The sequence below is a fragment of the Corynebacterium sp. UD i78 genome, assembly GCF_056280545.1.
Genome location: NZ_JBWCED010000001.1, coordinates 697,047 through 714,622, shown reverse-complemented (window position 1 = coordinate 714,622; position 17,576 = coordinate 697,047). Strand labels below are relative to the sequence as shown.

Here is a 17,576-nt window from a genome sequence, read left to right as displayed (position 1 = left end):
AACCGCGCACCCCTCCCTGTCCACCCCCGGAAGAGGGTGGATGGAACTGCTCCCGCGGAGAGCCCCGAACCATCTCCGGAAAGTGTATCCGACGACCCCGCAGTTGACCGACTCCCACGCGCGCCCACTCCCCCGACGGGGGCATAGACTGAACTGGTGCACCATCCACGGTGTGCATGACAAACGCCCCATCAACCTGACATGAGTCAGGAGAAGAGAGAGATCTGATGGCTACTCCGGCCCACAGTCCGGACCACGTTCCCGCGCTCGGACAGGACAAGCTTCCTGCCAGCTACTTCACCTGGCCGGGCGTTCTCGACCGCATCGGGCGTCACGAGGAGCTCAGTGAGTCCCAGGTCGCATGGGCCGTCAGTCAGATCATGGCCGGAGAGTCCACCGACTCCCAGATCGCCGCGTTCTCCTACGGCCTGCGGGTCAAGGGCATCACCGCCGCCGAGCTCTCCTCCGCCGCGAACACCATGCGTGAGTTCGCGACCCGGGTGGACTTCAGCGACATCGGAGATGCCGTCGACATCGTCGGCACCGGTGGCGACGGACACCACACCGTCAACATCTCCACGATGGCCTCCTTCGTCGTCGCAGCCGCCGGTGTGACCGTCGTCAAGCACGGCAACCGGGCGGCATCCTCGCTGTGCGGTGGTGCGGACGTCCTGGAGTCCCTGGGACTCGACATCGAGCGCGACCCGGCGACCATCCATGCCGATGCGCTGCGCACCCACTTCGCCTTCATGTTCGCGAAGACCTACCACCCCGCGATGCGCTTCGCCGGTCCGGTACGTTCCGAGCTCGGCGTTCCCACGCTCTTCAACCTCCTGGGCCCGATGACGAACCCGGCGACCCCGAAGTACGCCCTCGTCGGCTGCGCCTTCCGCGACATGATGCCGATCATGGGCGGCGCCTTCGCGCACCAGGGCGTCCGCGCGCTCATCGTCCGCGGCCTCGACGGCATGGACGAGATCAGCGTGAGCGCCCCGACTGAGGTCGTCACCGTCGACAGCGAGGGACGCACCGGGGAGTTCACCATCAACCCGCGCACCTACGGTCTCGACATCTACGAGGAGGACGCCCTGCGCGGCGGTGGCCCCGCGTTCAACGCCGACATCGCCCGCCGCCTCATGGCCGGCGAGCTCGAGGGTGCGGTCAAGGACGCAGTCCTGATCAATTCCGCTGCCGCACTCGCCGTGGTCAAGGGCTGGGAGAATTCGGATCTGCGCACCGTCCTCACCGAACAGGTCGCCGTGGCCCGCGAGACACTGGAGTCCGGTAAGGCACAGCAGGCCATGGAGCTCATCATCAACAGCTGAGCCGTCAGGCAGACCCGCGGACACAGGACAACGCCCGGCCCACCGTTTCCGGTGGGCCGGGCGTTGTCCTTCACGACCGGGTCGAGCGCCCCTAGTCCTTCTCGGGGGGAAGGCCGTACTGCAGGTTGAGCATGATGGTCGCCCAGACCAGCATGACGGCACCCATGAGGATCAGCCAGATGTGGAAGAAGGCGATGCCGTAGCCCATGAGCATGATGGCGAAGGCCATCAGGAAGGGCCAACCGGAGCTCGCGGAGAAGAAGCCGAGCACGCCGGCACCGTCCTCGATCTCGGCCTGCTCCCAGTCCTTCGGCTCGATGTCGGCTTTGGCATTGGTCAGGTGGAAGTAGCCACCGAGGAAGAGGCACAGCAGGGTGGCGAGCACCAGGCCGGTACCACCGGCCCACTCGATTCCCTGACCGTTTCCGTTGTCGTTGAGCTTGGCGGTCGCGAAGAAATACAGGACCGTCATGACGACCAGGAACGCCGCCAGGCCGTACATCAACTTGGCTGTCTGCCGCATTGTTCTCTCCTTTGGAGTTCCTGCCGCTTACGCGGCCTCGTCGCCGATGTAGTTGTCGCCGTCCACCGAACGGGTACCGGCACGGTCCGGGAGGAAGGGGCGGGTGCTGGTGGCGTACGGCGCTTCGTCGATCGACTTCAATGCTTCCGCGTTGGTGGCGGTCGGGTTCGACTGACGGAAATCGAGGTACTCGGTGAAGGCCTCCGGGGAGACGACACGGATCTCGAAGTTCATCATCGCGTGGTAGGTACCGCACATCTCGGCACAACGGCCGACGAAGGCACCTTCCTCCTCGATGGCTGCGATCTGGAAGCGTCGCTCCTGGTGGTTCTTCTCCGGGTGCGGCATGGCGTCGCGCTTGAAGAGGAACTCCGGAACCCAGAAGGAGTGGATCACGTCAGAGGACGCAAGGTTGAACTCGATCGGGGTATTGCTCGGCAGAACCAGGACCGGAACCTCTTCGGACGTACCGAGGGTCTCGATCTTGTCGTAGTTGAGGTACGAGTAGTCCTCGGAGGAATTGCCGTGGATCGGGCCCGCAGGCTCGTGCTCGTCAACCTCTTCACTCGGGGCGGAGAGGAGTGCCGAATCGGAGGTCTTCTGCTCGTCGGTGCCGTCGTAGTCGGATCCGTCGGGGGTCAGGTTCCCCTTGACTTCGCCGTAGCCGAACTTCCAGTTCCACTGGTAGGCGGTGACGTCGACAGTGACCTCAGGGTTCTTGTCCAGTGCCGTGACCTCGTCCTGGGTCTGCACCGTGAAGAAGAACAGGGCCATGACGATCAGGACCGGGACGGTCGTCAGGGTCAGCTCGAGGTTGACGTTGTAGGCGGTCTGACGCGGGAACTCCCCCTTACCGGCCTTCTTGGCGCGCTTGGCGCTGTCCCGGAAGATCACCACGAACATCAGGGCCCACATGATGATGCCGATGATCCATGCGGCAACCCAGGTCCAGACCCAGAAGTTGCCCATGGACTTGGACTCAGGGGTGATGCCGTCCGGCCAGCCCATGCGCAGGGCATGGAAGAAACCGTTGTCGGGGGGAGTGGCGTCGCAGCCGGCAAGGGCCAGGGCACCGAGTCCCAGAGCGCCGGCCAGTCCCAGCTTGCGGGCCATACCGTGAACTTTTCGCTGTTCCACGCGAGTATGCCTTCCTCAATCACACGTCGTGTTCACCGGAAGCTGCGCGGGGTCACCTGCAGAGGACTACCCGCACTTTCCGTATCAATGAACGACAATAGTGCATGCCTTCCCGGCGTCCATCATCTAGGTCACAGTGTCGGGCATACAGCGGCCCTATTCGGGGTTGACCGTACGGATACCTCTGTCTCCCGCCGACCCCCCTGGCGTCCTGCCGCACCTCCCCCGCCTGCACCGGAAGTGCCGACTGGCGTGCGGCGGGTGTGTGCCTAGTATCGTTGTCTCCCGTACCCGCGACCGGCAGGTGCGGCCTCCGCCGTGGCATTCCCCGTCCGGCCGCCTTCCCTATAAGTATGGAGATGACCTCTACAGCTCATGTGTGGACTTCTTGGAATTCTCACCGCCCTCGGCGACGCACCCCGGTTCGTCGACCCCGTGGCCCACGCCCTGCCCTGCATGCGTCACCGCGGCCCGGACGAGGACGGGACCTGGAACGACGACGACGTCGTCTTCGGTTTCAACCGACTGTCCATCATCGATCTGGAGCACTCCCACCAGCCGCTCCAGTGGGGTCCGGAGGGCGAGCCCGCCCGCTACTCCATGACCTTCAACGGTGAGATCTACAACTACCTGGAACTGCGCGAGGAGCTGCAGGCCGCCGGTTACTCCTTCAACACCTCCGGCGACTCCGAGACCATCGTCGTCGGCTACCACCACTGGGGCGAGGACGTCGTCAACCACCTGCGGGGCATGTTCGCCTTCGCCGTGTGGGACGCCACCGAACGCACCATGTTCCTCGCCCGCGACCAGTTCGGCATCAAGCCGATGTTCTACGCGACGACCGCGGCCGGCACCGTCTTCGGCAGCGAGAAGAAGTCCATCCTCGACATGGCAGAGGCCATCGGTCTGGACAAGAGCCTTGACGACCGGGCCATCGTCCACTACACGGATCTGCAGTACGTCCCGGAGCCGGAGACCCTCCACGCCGGCATCCGTCGCCTCGAGTCCGGTTGCCACACCACGCTGCATCCCGGCGACGAGGTGAAGGCAGTGCGCTACTTCCGCCCCGACTTCACCCCGGTCCCGGTACCCTCCGGCAGCGAAGACGCCCTGTTCCGGAAGATCGCGGACGCCCTGCAGGACTCCGTGGCCAAGCACATGCGGGCCGACGTGACCGTGGGTTCCTTCCTCTCCGGGGGTATCGATTCCACCGCGATCGCCGCACTGGCCAAGCAGCACAACCCGGATCTCATCACCTTCACCACCGGTTTCGAGCGTGAGGGGTACTCCGAGGTCGATGTCGCCGCCGAGTCCGCCGGGGCCATCGGCGTGGAACACGTCGTCAAGGTCGTCTCCCCCGAGGAATTCGCCGCCGCGGTGCCGAAGATCATCTGGTACCTCGACGACCCGGTGGCTGACCCGGCCCTGATCCCCCTCTACTTCGTCGCCGCCGCCGCGCGTGAGCGCGTCAAGGTGGTGCTCTCGGGTGAGGGCGCCGACGAGCTCTTCGGCGGCTACACCATCTACAAGGAGCCCCTGTCCCTCGCCCCGTTCGACAAGGTCCCCTCCCCGATCAAGAAGGTCCTCAACAGGCTGGGTCAGGCCCTGCCCGAGGGCCAGCGCGGCAAGTCCCTTCTCCTGCGCGGAACCACACCGATGGAGGAGCGTTACTACGGCAACGCCCGCTCCTTCAACTACGAGCAGCTCGAACGCGTCCTCAAGATCGCGCGGCCGGAGTGGGACCACCGTGAGGTCACGGCCCCGATCTACGCACAGTCGGAACAGTTCGACCCGGTGTCGCGGATGCAGCACCTGGACCTGTTCACCTGGATGCGCGGTGACATCCTCGTCAAGGCAGACAAGATCACCATGGCCAACTCCCTGGAACTGCGCGTTCCGTTCCTGGACAAGGTCGTCTTCGACGTCGCCCGAACGATCCCCTACGACCTGAAGATCAGCCACGACACGACGAAGTACGCGCTGCGTCGTGCCATGGAGCTCATCGTTCCCCCGCACGTGATCAACCGGAAGAAGCTCGGCTTCCCCGTGCCGATCCGCCACTGGCTTGCCGGCCCGGAGCTCTACGACTGGGCCCGTACCACCATCGAAGAGTCCCGGACCGAGGACATCTTCAACAAGGCGGAGGTTCTGGCGATGCTTGACGAGCACCGCGTCTCGATGAACTCCGGGAGCGGCCCGGACCACTCCCGCCGCCTGTGGACCGTCATCGCGTTCATGATCTGGCACGGCATCTTCGTCGAGAACCGGATCCACCCGGACATCGACGAGCAGGACTACCCCGTCCAGCTCTAGGGCGCGCCGCGGGAGGTAGCGGGGAGGGACGCCGCCCCTCCGGCACAGAGTAACGACCCCACAGGGTGGTGGATCACCGTGGATCCACCCTGTGGGGTCGTTCGCGTCGGCGCGGAGCCGGTCAGCTGAAAGAGTCGCCGCAGGCGCAGGAACCGCCGGCGTTGGGGTTGTCGATGGTGAACCCCTGGGACTCGATCGTGTCGGCGAAATCGATCTTCGCACCCATGAGGTACGGGGCCGACATCTTGTCCACGACAAGGTCCACGCCGTCGAAGTGGTCGACGTGGTCGCCGTCGAGGCTGCGGTCATCGAAGAAGAGCTGGTAGCGCAGTCCCGCACAACCGCCCGGCTGCACGGCGATGCGCAGGGAGAGGTCGTCACGGCCCTCTTGGGCCAGCAGAGCGGCAGCCTTCGCGGCGGCGGCACCGGTCACTTCGACGCCGGTGGTCTTCTCGGGAGCGGTCATCTGTTCCTCCTCGGTATTGCGGTTGGTTGTCACGCTACCCCCGTTCAACCGACAATTCCAGCGGTGTATTCCCGTGGCGGTGCCCGCGGCACTCTCCCCCCCTGCAACGGGACCTCGTTGGGACACCTCCCCCGTCGTGCTCTAGCCTGTGGGGTGTGAAACTGCCCTGGAACAGAGAAGCCGACACCCCCGGCGACAACGCCGCAGACGAGAACATCGGCGCCTTCGAGGATACTTTCGAGGACGCCGCCCTCCCGAAGGGTCAGACCCCGAAGAAGGGCCGCCCCACCCCGCGGCGGAACGATGTCGAGCGGCAGGCCGGTACCCGCCGCGCCCACTATGACGCCCCGCTCACGCCCAAGGAGGCCAGGGAGCGGAAGAAGGCCGAGAAGAAGTCCATGAGCAAGGAGGAGTTCAAGGACAAGAAGAAGCGTGAGCGCGAGGAGGCCGCGGTCGCCCGCCGCAAGGCCAATGAGCGCATGATGGCCGGCGACCCGAACTACCTGCTGCCCCGCGACCAGGGCAAGGAGAAGCTCTTCGTCCGCAACTACGTGGATTCCCGGCGCTACATGATGAACATGTTCCTGCCGATCGCCCTGATCGTCGTGCTGGTCATGATCATCGGAATGAGCGCACCGGAGATCGCCAACCTGGTCTCCCTGATCATGCTCTTCGTGATCGTCCTGCTGGTCATCGAGGGCTTCTTCCTCGGACGCAAGGTCAACAAGCTCGTCGACGAGCGCTTCCCGGACCGTGCCTTCGGCCGCTGGACCCTGGGCTTCTACGCCTTCACCCGCGCGACCATGATCCGCAGGATGCGCACCCCGGCCCCGCAGGTCAACATCGGCGACACGGTCTAGCCAGATGCCCACCACGGCCCCGACCGCACTGCTGCCCGCCCTGGCCGCCTGGGCCCGGGACACGGCCCTGACGACCTCCCTCACCGGGGACACCGGGCAGCCACCTGCGCTCCTGTCCGTCACGGCGGAAGAGTCGTTCGCCGCGGAGACCACCGCCGGCGGGTCCCGCCTGGCTTCTCTGGCGTCCACCGTCGGCGTCGATGTCCGGGTCCACCCGGTCGCCCCGGCCGCGGCAGTGGGTCTGGACGCCGACGAGGTCGAAGAGCGTCTCGCCGAGGGGGCGGCGCTGACGGACCACGCGGTCGATTCCGGCGTCCCGCTGCTGCTGCTCAGTGGCAGCGGAAGCTCCGCCACCGACATCTCGTCGGCTGCGGTCACCGCCACGGTATGCCGCAAGGAGCCCGTCGCCGTGGTGCGCCACGAGATCGGCGCGGACGTCGCGGTGTGGCGTGATGCGGTGGAGACCGTGCGGGACGCCATGTTCCGCGCCCGCGGCTACCGCAACGGCCCGTGGGACGCCGGATCCGTCCGGGAGATCCTCCGCATCCTGGGTACCCCGGATCTCACGGTGATGGTCGGTGTCCTCACCCAGGCCGCGGCCCGCCGCGCCCCGGTGACCCTCGACGGGGCGGACACACTCACAGCGGCCCTGCTGGCGGACGCGATGTCCCCCGGTGCCGCCCGCTGGTGGCTGGTCCCCCACCGCCCCGTCTCCCCCACGGTCGGATTCACCGTCGACCGCCTGCGCCTGTCGCCGGTGTTCGACCGCGACCTCGGACTCGACACCGGTGCCGGCCTGGCGACGCTTCCCCTGGTACGCATCGCCGCCGACTACTTCTGACCGGTTCCCGCTACTTCGCCGGGATCAGGTCGTAATTCCAGCCGTGCACGTCCTCGACGGTGCCGCGCTGGATGCCGGTGAGGTGTTCACGCAGTTTCATGGTGATCTCACCGGAGACCCCGCCGTTGACCTGGAACTCACCGGACTTGTCTTTGACGGTGCCGACCGGGGTGATCACTGCAGCGGTACCGCAGGCGAAGGCCTCGGACATCGCACCGGATGCCGCGGCGTCCTTCCAGTCCTGGACACTGAACTTCTTCTCGGTGACCTTGATCCCCTCGTCGGCGGCCACGGTGAGCAGGGAGTCACGGGTGACACCCGCGAGCAGTGAACCGGACAGTGCCGGAGTGACGAGCTCGGCGTCGTCACCGGTTCCGAAGATGAACGCGAGGTTCATGCCGCCCATCTCCTCGATGTAGGTGCGCTCGATGGCGTCGAGCCAGACGACCTGGTCGCAGCCCTGCTCCTCGGCATGGGCCTGAGCGGCGAGCGAACCGGCGTAGTTGCCGGCGAACTTCGCAGCACCTGTACCGCCCGGGGCGGCGCGGACGTACTCGGTGGACAGCCACACGCTGACCGGCGTAATGCCGCCCTTGAAGTAGGCGCCGGCCGGCGAGGCGATGACGTAGTAGGAGTAGCTGGAGGCGGGGTGCACGCCCAGCCCGACCTCACGGGAGATCATGAAGGGACGAAGGTACAGCGCCTCCTCACCACCGGCGGCAGGGACCCAGGCCTCGTCGACCTGGACGATCTGACGCAGGGACTCCAGGAACAGGTCCTCGGGGAGCTCCGGCATGGCCAGTCGCTCGGCGGAGGCCTGGAACCGTGCGGCGTTCTTCTCCGGGCGGAAGGTGACCACGGAACCGTCCTCGTGACGGTAGGCCTTCAGCCCTTCGAAGATGGCCTGCCCGTAGTGCAGGACGGAGGACGCCGGATCCATGCGGATCGGGCCGTAGGGGACGACGCGGGCGTCGTGCCAGCCCTCGGCCTCGTTCCAGTCGATGACGACCATGTGGTCGGTGAAGTAGTTGCCGAAGCCCGGGTTGACGAGGATCTGCTCGATCTTCTCCGCCGGAGTCGGGGTGGTGGTGAGGTTGCGGGTGAACTCAGGGGAAGCTGCCATGCCCTGTATCCTAGACCCGGAAAGGACCTGCGGCGGAACCACCCCCGCACCCTCGCCGACCAGCAGCGGAGAAGCCATATGACATCCGGAATCCAGTCGATTGCCCCCACCATCACCCACGGCGCTGTCCCGGCGCTCCAGCTGAGCACCGACGACGCTCTTCCCCCGGCGGATGTGCTGGTCGTGCCCGTGATCGCCGGGGCGTCCGGACCTGAGCTTCCGGTTGCCCACCGGCTCGGGGAGGCAGTCCAGGTGGAGCTGTGGAAGGCTGCCGTGGAGACCGGGGTCGCCGGTGCCGCCGGGGAGACCGGGCTGCTGCCGGTGCCCGACGGCGTCACCGCGACCCGGGTGCTCACTGTCGGCCTCGGACCGGCAGACAGAGATGAAGGAATCCACCGACCCGACGCAGAGATGGTGCGCCGGGCGGCAGGAGCGGCGTCCCGGGCGCTGGAAAGCCTCGCCGTCGAGAACATGGACGCCGGGCTCACCGCCGTCAGCCTGCTCGGCGATCTCACCGGTGTCGGTGACTGTACCGCCGCCGCAGTGGAAGGCCATGCCCTCGGCGGATACCGCTACTCCGGCCGGCGGCGTCCCACCGGCGAGGGCCATCTGCGTGCGGTGACGGTCATCGCACCGGACACTCCGGAGACCCCCGAGGTCTTCGCCCACGCCTGCACGGTCGTTGAGGCGGTGACCTGTGCCCGTGACCTGGTCAATGCACCCGCCTCAGAACTCACCCCGGACACCTACGCACAGATCATCGCTGATCTCGCAGGACGCTCCGGCGTGGAGGTCGGGAGCCTCGACGAGGATGATCTGGCCGAGCAGGGCTTCGGTGGGCTCCTGGCGGTGGGACGTGGTTCCGCCCGCCCGCCCCGACTGGTGCGTATGCACTACCGGCCCGAGGTGACGGACCGCCCGCACGTGGCTCTGGTCGGCAAGGGTGTGACATTCGACACCGGCGGTGTCTCCCTGAAGAAGGCCCCCGGGATGGACGCGATGATCTCCGACATGGGCGGGTCCGCGGCGATGGTCGCGACAGTCCTCGCCGCCGCGGAGCTGGAACTGCCGGTGGAGGTCACCGCGACGATCCCGCTGGTGGAGAACATGCCGGACGGCGACGCACTGCGTCCCGGCGACATCATCCGGCACTACGGCGGCAGCACCTCGGAGATCCTCAACACGGACGCCGAGGGCCGGCTCATCCTCGCCGATGCCCTCGCCCGCGCCGCTGAGGACGCCCCGGATCTGCTGGTCGAGGCGGCGACATTGACCGGTGCCCAGGTCGCCACCCTCGGTGACCGCATCACCGCCGTGATGGGGACGCCGTCGCTCCGCGACCGCATCGTCGCACACGGCCGGCAGACCGGGGAGGACGCCTGGCCGATGCCGTTGCCCGCCGAGATCGCCGAGGACATCCGCTCGGACGTCGCCGATGTAAGGAACACCGGCACTTCCCGCTGGGGTGGGATGGCCGCGGCAGGCCAGTATCTCGCCCACGTCATCCCCGAGGGACTGGACTGGGCGCACCTGGATATCGCCGGGCCTGCCTACAACACCGGCAGCGCCCACGGATACACCCCGAAGAGGGGTACCGGGGCGCCGGTCCGCACCCTCATCGCTTTCCTCGAGGATGTCGCGGCGTCCGACTGATCCCCTGGCTCGACCCCCTGCGGGCGTAACAGGCCGAGGCGGACTACCCTATGTACTATTCAGGCAGAGACCACATCTGTTATTTTTCGTCATTATAGGAGCTTCAACACCATGGCGTACTCCGTCGAAATGCCCGAACTGGGCGAGTCCGTGACCGAAGGCACTGTGACCCAGTGGCTGAAGAAGGTCGGTGACACTGTCGCCGTGGATGAGCCGCTGCTCGAGGTCTCCACCGACAAGGTCGACACCGAGATCCCCTCCCCGGCCGCCGGTGTGCTGCTGGAGATCAAGGCGGAGGAGGACGACACCGTCGATGTGGGTGCCGTCATCGCCGTGATCGGCGAGGAGGGCGAGAGCGCCGGGGACACCGGATCTTCCGCAGCCGAAGTCCCGGCCGAAGAGCCCGCGGAAGAGGCTCCCGCCACCGAGGAGAAGGCTGAGGAGCCGGAGGAGTCTGCCCCGGCCGCTTCCGGCGACGCCACCGACGTGAAGATGCCGGAACTCGGTGAGTCCGTCACCGAGGGCACCGTCACCAACTGGCTCAAGAAGGTCGGCGACACCGTCGAGGTCGACGAGCCGCTGCTCGAAGTCTCGACCGACAAGGTCGACACCGAGGTCCCCTCCCCCGTCGGCGGCACCATAGTCGAGATCCTCGCTGACGAGGACGACACCGTCGACGTCGGCGCCGTCATCGCCCGCATCGGCGACGGCTCCGCCGCCGCAGCTCCGGCCGAGAAGAAGGCCGAGCCGAACGAAGAGCCGAAGGAAGAGCCGAAGCCCGAACCCGCGGAAGAGGCTCCCGCCACCGAGGAGAAGGCTGAGGAGCCGGAGGAGTCTGCCCCGGCCGCTTCCGGCGACGCCACCGACGTGAAGATGCCGGAACTCGGTGAGTCCGTCACCGAGGGCACCGTCACCAACTGGCTCAAGAAGGTCGGCGACACCGTCGAGGTCGACGAGCCGCTGCTCGAAGTCTCGACCGACAAGGTCGACACCGAGGTCCCCTCCCCCGTCGGCGGCACCATAGTCGAGATCCTCGCTGACGAGGACGACACCGTCGACGTCGGCGCCGTCATCGCCCGCATCGGCCGGGGCTCCGCCGCCGCAGCCCCGGCCGAGAAGAAGGCCGAGCCGAAGGAAGAGCCGAAGGAGGAGAAGCCCAAGGCCGAGCCGAAGCCCGAGCCGAAGCCCGAGCCGAAGCCCGAGCCGAAGCCTGAGCCGAAGCCCGAGCCGAAGCCCGAGCCGAAGCCCGAGCCGAAGTCTGAGCCCGCCGCCGGAAACCTGCCCTACGTCACTCCGCTGGTGCGCAAGCTCGCCGAGAAGCACGGCGTGGACCTGTCGACGGTCACCGGTTCCGGTGTCGGCGGCCGTATCCGCAAGCAGGATGTCCTCGCCGCCGCTGAGGGTCGCTCCACCGAGACCGACGCAGCCCCGGCCGCCGTCGTGCTCAAGGGCTCCGATCCGGCCAAGGCCTCCCTGCGTGGTACCACCGCGAAGGTGAACCGGATCCGTGCGATCACCGCGAAGACCACCCTGGAGTCCCTCCACGGTGCCGCGCAGCTCACCCAGGTCCACGAGGTCGACATGACCCGCGTCGCCGACCTGCGCAAGTCATCCAAGGCCGCGTTCCAGGACAAGTACGGTGTCAACCTCACCTACCTGCCCTTCTTCGCCAAGGCTGTCGTCGAGGCCCTCTTGGCCCACCCGAACGTCAACGCGTCCTACAACGCCGAAACCCAGGAGATGACCTACCACGACTCGGTCAACCTGAGCTTCGCCGTGGACACCCCGGAGGGTCTCATCTCCCCGGTCGTCCACAACGCCCAGGACCTGTCCCTGCCGGAGCTTGCCAAGGCCATCGTCGACATCGCGGACCGTGCCCGGAACAAGAAGCTCAAGCCGAACGACATCATGGGCGGCACCTTCACCATCACCAACATCGGTTCCGAAGGCGCCCTGACGGACACCCCGATCCTCGTGCCGCCGCAGGCCGCGATGCTCGGTACCGGTGCCATCGTCAAGCGCCCGGTGGTCATCTCCGAGGACGGACAGGACGCCATCAGCATCCGCCAGATGGTCTTCCTCCCGATGACCTACGACCACCAGATCATCGACGGTGCCGATGCCGGTCGCTTCCTGACCAGCATCAAGGACCGCCTGGAGAACTACGACTTCACCGGCGACCTCGCCCTCTAGGCGTTCTCGCCCGGTAAGTCACCGGTGGCCCACCGCCCCGGATCCTCCCCGTCAACGGGAGGGGCCGGGGCGGTTCCTCTTGTCGGGGGTAGGATCGGCATCCATGGGCTTCCAGCACGGATCTATCCGCAACACCTCCGACCCGGTCGATGTGGTCGACCTGCGCACTGTCGACTATCTCGAGGCCTGGCGACACCAGGCCGACCTGGCAGGCAGGCGTGCCGCCGACAAGACCCCCGACACCCTCCTGCTGCTCCAGCACCCGCCGACATACACCGCCGGCAAGCGCACCCAGCCGGAGGACCTGCCGACCAACGGCCTGCCCGTCGTCGACGTCGACCGTGGCGGCCGGATCACCTGGCACGGCCCCGGCCAGCTCGTCGCCTACCCGATCATCAAACTGGATGACCCGATCGACGTCGTCGACTACGTCCGGCGTATCGAGGAGGCGGTCATCGCCACCTGCCACGACCTCGGACTCGATGCGGTGGGGCGCGTGGCGGGGCGCTCGGGGGTCTGGCTCCCCGCCGGCATCCTCAACGGTCAGCTCCTCCCCGCCCGCAAGGTGGCTGCCATCGGGATCCGCGTCACCCGCGGCGTCACCATGCACGGCGTCGCCCTGAACTGCGACAACACCCTGGACTACTACAACCACATCGTGCCCTGTGGTCTGCCGGACACCGGGGTCACCACTCTCAGCGCCGAACTGGGCCGCGACATCACCGTGGCGGACGCCACCCCGCTGCTCACCCGGCACCTCCTCGACGCCCTGGACGGCACCCTGCCGACCACGGACACCGATGTACCCGAGGAACTCGCGCACGGCCCGGTGAAGGACGTCTCCGATGCACTGTGATCACCGTGAGCCACTTCGACGTGTCGACACCTGCAGCGTAGGGTGGGGCCTGTGACTATCGCTGCAGACGGCCGACGACTTCTGCGCATCGAAGCAAAGAATGCGCAGACCCCCATCGAGCAGAAGCCCCGCTGGATCCGGACCACCGCGAAAATGGGCCCGGAGTACCGGGACATGAAGAACCGGGTCTCCGGCGCAGGACTCCACACCGTGTGTCAGGAGGCGGGCTGCCCCAACATCCACGAGTGCTGGGAGGACCGCGAGGCGTCCTTCCTCATCGGTGGCGACACCTGCTCCCGCCGGTGTGACTTCTGCCAGATCAAGTCCGGCAAGCCCTCCCCTCTCGACCGTGACGAGCCGCGGCGAGTCGCCGAGAACATCCGCGAGATGGATCTGCGCTACGCCACCATCACCGGCGTGACCCGCGACGACCTCGACGACGAGGGCGCCTGGCTCTACGCAGAGATCGTGCGCAAGGTCCACGAGCTCAACCCGAACACCGGAGTCGAGAACCTCACCCCCGACTTCTCGGCGAAGCCCGACCTGCTCGCCGAGGTCTTCGAGGCGCGTCCGGAGGTCTTCGCGCACAACCTGGAGACCGTGCCGCGCATCTTCAAACGCATCCGTCCGGCCTTCCGCTACGACCGCTCGCTGGAGGTCATCCGTGCCGCCCGTGACTTCGGTCTGGTGACCAAGTCCAACCTGATCCTCGGCATGGGTGAAACCGCCGAGGAGGTGCAGTCCTCCCTCACCGACCTGAAGGACGCCGGCTGCGACATCATCACCATCACGCAGTACCTACGTCCGACGAACATGCACCACCCCATCGAGCGGTGGGTGAAGCCGGAGGAGTTCATGGAGCACTCCGAGTTCGCCAAGGAACTCGGTTTCGGTGCCGTGATGTCCGGTCCGCTGGTGCGTTCCTCCTACCGTTCCGGTCGCCTCTACGCCGAGGCGAAGGCCGCACGCGGTGAGGCACTGCCGGAGAACCTCGCACACCTCGGTGACAACCTGGGGTCCTCCACGAGCCAGGAAGCGAGCACGCTGCTGGAGAAGTACGGCGCCTCCAAGGAGACTCCGGTCACCTCGGCACGGCAGTGATGCTCTAGACTGGGTCCCATGGCGAAAGACCCCCGGGAGAAGGAAAACAAGCGGCTTGAGAAGGCCGCCAAGAAGGCGCGGCGGAAGCAGACCCGCGGCCAGATGTGGCAGGCGTTCCAGCTGCAGCGCAAGCGGGACAAGAAACTCGTCCCCTACATGCTGCTGGGTCTTCTGGTCCCGGTGGCCCTCATGCTGCTGCTCAGCATGGTGTTCGGCGCATGGTGGTTCAACCTCGTCATCGGCCTGCTGATCGGCGCGGTCGCCGCGATGATCATCTTCTCGCGCCGTCTCCAGTCCGGTGTGTACGACCAGATCGAGGGGCAGCCCGGTGCCGCAGCATGGGCCCTGGACAACCTGCGTTCCGGCGTGGGCATGAAGTGGATCACCGAGACCGGTGTCGCGTCCAACACGCACATGGACGCCGTCCACCGCGTCGTCGGCACGCCCGGCGTCGTCCTGGTCGGTGAGGGCAACCGGTCCCGCCTCAAGCCGCTGATGGCGCAGGAGCGTCGCCGTCTGGCCCGCATCCTCGGCAACACCCCGATCTACGACATGTACATCGGCGACGGTGAAGGCGAGGTGGAGGTCCGCAAGATCCAGTCCGCGTTGATGAAGCTGCCCCGCAACGTCAAGAAGAACGAGGTGGACGCGCTCAACAGCCGCATCGAGTCCATCTCCCGGCTCAACTCCCGTGAGGCGTCACTGCCGAAGGGCCCGATGCCGCGTCAGGCGAACATGTCCGGCATGAACCGTCGTGCCCGTCGCGCTTCGGAGCGCAACAAGCGGGGCTGATCCCGCCGCTGACACTGAAGCACAGAAAAAGCACAGAGAAACCGCCGCTCCCCTCATTGAGGGAACGGCGGTTTCTCTGTGCTTTTTCTGTGCCGACGGTGTCTCCCCTAGCGTGTGCGGATCACCGCGGTGCCGGTCGCGCGGTCGTGCATACCGCGGCTGTCAGTGTCCTGGATGATCGGCGGGAAGAGGAACACGGTGAGGATCGTCCGGAAGATCGACCGGAGCAGGCCGACCCGCTTCTCGGTGTCATCGACACGGGCGACACCGATGCCCATGATCGCGTGGCCCGGGGACTGGGCGAAGAGCCAGACGGTGATGACGCGCCACAGGATCCACACCATCATCGTCACCGTCGACACGCCACCGAGAGCATCAGTCATGGTGCAGATCAGTGCGGCGATACCCCAGCAGATGAGCCAGTCAATGAGCAGCGCGATGAGACGGGGGAACAGCGGGGCGACGGACCCGGGACCGTCTTTAGGCAGGCCCAGGAGCTTGCCGGGGTACGGGCTGAGGTCTGTCGGGTCCTCGTACTGGCCCGGAACCTGAGGGCCTTCAAGCCACACCGGCTGGGCGGCGCGCTCGGTTCTCCGCTCGCGACGCTGCTTCTGCTGGTACTCCTTGGAGGTCCTCCCCTGGGTGGTCTTTTTCCCACCGCTCTTCCCACCCGTGTTACTGCCCTTGCTCTGCCGCTTTGCCATGGGTGCCAGCCTACCGGGGCGGCGTAGCGGTGGCCCAACCCGTACCGTAGGCTTGGTGCAGACCCTCCCAAGGGGTCGCGGCGAGTGTTACATGTCGGTAACACTGGATTGACGACCGGGCAACATCCCGAACATAAGCTTGTTCCCAGACTCAGCCACCGCGGCGGACCGCCGCGCGAAACCGAGGCTGTGCCGACCATGACTGCAAGGAGTCCCACTGTGGCATTCAAGACGGCCGAAGAGGTCACGAAGTTCATCAAGGACGAGGACATCGAGTTCGTTGACGTCCGGTTCACCGACGTCCCGGGTGTGGAACAGCACTTCACCATCCCCGCCGCCGCGTTCGACGAGGACGCTGTCACCGACGGTCTGGCCTTCGACGGTTCCTCCGTCCGCGGGTTCACCACCATCGATGAGTCCGACATGAACCTTCTCCCGGACCTGGCGACCGCGAAGGTCGATCCGTTCCGGAAGACGAAGACCCTGAACATCAAGTTCTTCGTCCATGACCCCTTCACCCGCGAGCCTTTCTCCCGCGATCCGCGCAATGTCGCCCGCAAGGCAGAGGAGTACCTCGCGTCCACCGGCATCGCCGACACCTGTAACTTCGGCCTGGAGGCGGAGTTCTACCTCTTCGACAAGGTGAAGTACTCCACCGACATCAACAACTCCTTCTACGAGGTTGATTCGGACGAGGGATGGTGGAACCGGGGTAAGGACACCAACCTCGACGGCACCCCGAACCTCGGCCACAAGACCCCCGTCAAGGGCGGTTACTTCCCGGTCCCGCCGATCGACCAGACCGGTGAGGTCCGCGATGCGATGGTGAAGAACCTCATCGCCGCCGAGTACGAGCTCGAGCGCTTCCACCACGAGGTCGGCACCGGTGGACAGCAGGAGATCAACTACAAGTTCAACACCCTGCTGCACGCTGCAGATGACCTGCAGTCCTTCAAGTACATCATCAAAGGCACCGCCGGCCAGTTCGGCAAGTCCGCCACCTTCATGCCGAAGCCGCTCGCCGGTGACAACGGCTCAGGAATGCACGCCCACCAGTCCCTGTGGAAGGACGGCAAGCCGCTGTTCTTCGACGAGAACGGCTACGCCGGCCTGTCCGACCTGGCCCGCTACTACATCGGCGGCATCCTGCACCACGCCGGTTCGGTCCTGGCCTTCACCAACCCGACGCTGAACTCCTACCACCGTCTGGTCCCGGGCTTCGAGGCCCCGATCAACCTGGTCTACTCGCAGCGCAACCGCTCCGCGGCCGTGCGTATCCCGATCACCGGCTCCAACCCGAAGGCCAAGCGCCTCGAGTTCCGCGCTCCGGACCCGTCGGGTAACCCCTACTTCGGTATGGCCGCCATGATGCTCGCCGGCCTCGACGGCATCAAGAACCGCATCGAGCCGCACGCCCCGGTCGACAAGGACCTCTACGAGCTCCCGCCGGAGGAAGCCGCGTCCATCCCGACCGCGCCGACCTCCCTCGAGGCCGCGCTGAAGGCTCTGGAGGAGGACAACGAGTTCCTCACCGAGGGCGGCGTCTTCACCGACGACCTGCTCGACACCTACATCTCCTACAAGTACGACAACGAGATCGCCCCCGTCCGCCTGCGCCCGACCCCGCAGGAGTTCGAGATGTACTTCAACTGCTAGACACCATTCCTGCAGTCACTGCCCACCCCCGCT

15 protein-coding genes are annotated in these 17,576 nt (G+C 66.4%); 10 read left to right on the top strand and 5 right to left on the bottom strand.

Going from position 1 to position 17,576, the window contains the following annotated elements; genetic code table 11:
* Positions 1-227 precede the first annotated feature (227 nt).
* Positions 228-1,325: an anthranilate phosphoribosyltransferase gene (trpD, locus tag ACZ9GM_RS03400; RefSeq protein ID WP_476037267.1), complete on the top strand. Its 1,098-nt coding sequence runs from the start codon at positions 228-230 to the stop codon at positions 1,323-1,325.
* A 91-nt stretch (positions 1,326-1,416) separates the two neighbouring features.
* Here the strand turns inward: trpD and ctaF are convergent, their stop codons facing one another.
* Positions 1,417-1,848, bottom strand: coding sequence for an aa3-type cytochrome oxidase subunit IV (ctaF, locus tag ACZ9GM_RS03395; protein WP_291473506.1), 432 nt, complete (start codon positions 1,846-1,848; stop codon positions 1,417-1,419).
* Positions 1,849-1,875: 27 nt separating this feature from the next.
* Positions 1,876-2,985, bottom strand: coding sequence for an aa3-type cytochrome oxidase subunit II (gene ctaC / locus ACZ9GM_RS03390; RefSeq protein ID WP_476037266.1), 1,110 nt, complete (start codon positions 2,983-2,985; stop codon positions 1,876-1,878).
* A 375-nt stretch (positions 2,986-3,360) separates the two neighbouring features.
* Between ctaC and asnB the strand changes: the two genes are divergently transcribed.
* Complete coding sequence (asnB, locus tag ACZ9GM_RS03385) at positions 3,361-5,298, top strand: asparagine synthase (glutamine-hydrolyzing) (RefSeq protein ID WP_476037265.1); 1,938 nt, start codon at positions 3,361-3,363, stop codon at positions 5,296-5,298.
* Between the two features lie 121 nt (positions 5,299-5,419).
* Here the strand turns inward: asnB and ACZ9GM_RS03380 are convergent, their stop codons facing one another.
* Entirely contained in the window at positions 5,420-5,764 is a 345-nt protein-coding gene (locus ACZ9GM_RS03380; RefSeq protein ID WP_291473509.1) for a HesB/IscA family protein, read from the bottom strand.
* A gap of 155 nt (positions 5,765-5,919) precedes the next feature.
* Here ACZ9GM_RS03380 and ACZ9GM_RS03375 point away from each other — a divergent pair, with 155 nt between their 5' ends.
* Both ACZ9GM_RS03375 and ACZ9GM_RS03370 read left to right on the top strand, forming a co-directional pair.
* The gene (locus ACZ9GM_RS03375) at positions 5,920-6,624 is read left to right on the top strand and encodes a DUF3043 domain-containing protein (protein WP_291473510.1); all 705 of its coding nucleotides are present in this window, start codon (positions 5,920-5,922) and stop codon (positions 6,622-6,624) included.
* 4 nt (positions 6,625-6,628) lie between these two features.
* On the top strand, positions 6,629-7,465 hold the full coding sequence (locus tag ACZ9GM_RS03370; protein WP_476037264.1) for a nicotinate-nucleotide--dimethylbenzimidazole phosphoribosyltransferase: 837 nt from the start codon (positions 6,629-6,631) through the stop codon (positions 7,463-7,465).
* 10 nt (positions 7,466-7,475) lie between these two features.
* On the opposite strand, the gene ACZ9GM_RS03365 is transcribed toward ACZ9GM_RS03370, so the two are convergent.
* Positions 7,476-8,588, bottom strand: a complete 1,113-nt coding sequence (locus ACZ9GM_RS03365) for a branched-chain amino acid aminotransferase (RefSeq protein WP_291474326.1) — start codon at positions 8,586-8,588, stop codon at positions 7,476-7,478.
* 78 nt (positions 8,589-8,666) lie between these two features.
* On the opposite strand from ACZ9GM_RS03365, the gene ACZ9GM_RS03360 reads away from it, so the two are divergent.
* The 5 genes from ACZ9GM_RS03360 to ACZ9GM_RS03340 all read left to right on the top strand — a co-directional run bounded on the left by ACZ9GM_RS03360 (position 8,667) and on the right by ACZ9GM_RS03340 (position 15,183).
* Entirely contained in the window at positions 8,667-10,241 is a 1,575-nt protein-coding gene (locus ACZ9GM_RS03360; RefSeq protein ID WP_476037263.1) for a leucyl aminopeptidase, read from the top strand.
* Between the two features lie 111 nt (positions 10,242-10,352).
* Positions 10,353-12,434, top strand: coding sequence for a 2-oxoglutarate dehydrogenase, E2 component, dihydrolipoamide succinyltransferase (gene sucB, locus ACZ9GM_RS03355; RefSeq protein WP_476037262.1), 2,082 nt, complete (start codon positions 10,353-10,355; stop codon positions 12,432-12,434).
* Between the two features lie 103 nt (positions 12,435-12,537).
* Entirely contained in the window at positions 12,538-13,290 is a 753-nt protein-coding gene (gene lipB, locus ACZ9GM_RS03350; RefSeq protein WP_291474323.1) for a lipoyl(octanoyl) transferase LipB, read from the top strand.
* Between the two features lie 51 nt (positions 13,291-13,341).
* Entirely contained in the window at positions 13,342-14,391 is a 1,050-nt protein-coding gene (gene lipA, locus ACZ9GM_RS03345; RefSeq protein ID WP_291474322.1) for a lipoyl synthase, read from the top strand.
* Positions 14,392-14,409: 18 nt separating this feature from the next.
* On the top strand, positions 14,410-15,183 hold the full coding sequence (locus ACZ9GM_RS03340) for a DUF4191 domain-containing protein (protein WP_291474321.1): 774 nt from the start codon (positions 14,410-14,412) through the stop codon (positions 15,181-15,183).
* Between the two features lie 107 nt (positions 15,184-15,290).
* Here the strand turns inward: ACZ9GM_RS03340 and ACZ9GM_RS03335 are convergent, their stop codons facing one another.
* Positions 15,291-15,887: an RDD family protein gene (locus ACZ9GM_RS03335; RefSeq protein ID WP_291474320.1), complete on the bottom strand. Its 597-nt coding sequence runs from the start codon at positions 15,885-15,887 to the stop codon at positions 15,291-15,293.
* Positions 15,888-16,106: 219 nt separating this feature from the next.
* Here ACZ9GM_RS03335 and glnA point away from each other — a divergent pair, with 219 nt between their 5' ends.
* Entirely contained in the window at positions 16,107-17,543 is a 1,437-nt protein-coding gene (gene glnA / locus ACZ9GM_RS03330; protein WP_291474319.1) for a type I glutamate--ammonia ligase, read from the top strand.
* The last annotated feature ends 33 nt before the right edge of the window (positions 17,544-17,576 follow it).

Bases quoted from the DNA above. Each gene is read 5' to 3' on its own strand.
- trpD (WP_476037267.1), top strand. From the start codon at position 228: ATGGCTACTCCGGCCCACAGTCCGGACCACGTTCCCGCGCTCGGACAG.
- ACZ9GM_RS03335 (WP_291474320.1), bottom strand. From the start codon at position 15,887: ATGGCAAAGCGGCAGAGCAAGGGCAGTAACACGGGTGGGAAGAGCGGT.
- ACZ9GM_RS03370 (WP_476037264.1), top strand. From the start codon at position 6,629: ATGCCCACCACGGCCCCGACCGCACTGCTGCCCGCCCTGGCCGCCTGG.
- ACZ9GM_RS03360 (WP_476037263.1), top strand. From the start codon at position 8,667: ATGACATCCGGAATCCAGTCGATTGCCCCCACCATCACCCACGGCGCT.
- sucB (WP_476037262.1), top strand. From the start codon at position 10,353: ATGGCGTACTCCGTCGAAATGCCCGAACTGGGCGAGTCCGTGACCGAA.
- ACZ9GM_RS03340 (WP_291474321.1), top strand. From the start codon at position 14,410: ATGGCGAAAGACCCCCGGGAGAAGGAAAACAAGCGGCTTGAGAAGGCC.
- asnB (WP_476037265.1), top strand. From the start codon at position 3,361: ATGTGTGGACTTCTTGGAATTCTCACCGCCCTCGGCGACGCACCCCGG.
- ACZ9GM_RS03365 (WP_291474326.1), bottom strand. From the start codon at position 8,588: ATGGCAGCTTCCCCTGAGTTCACCCGCAACCTCACCACCACCCCGACT.
- ACZ9GM_RS03380 (WP_291473509.1), bottom strand. From the start codon at position 5,764: ATGACCGCTCCCGAGAAGACCACCGGCGTCGAAGTGACCGGTGCCGCC.
- lipB (WP_291474323.1), top strand. From the start codon at position 12,538: ATGGGCTTCCAGCACGGATCTATCCGCAACACCTCCGACCCGGTCGAT.
- ctaF (WP_291473506.1), bottom strand. From the start codon at position 1,848: ATGCGGCAGACAGCCAAGTTGATGTACGGCCTGGCGGCGTTCCTGGTC.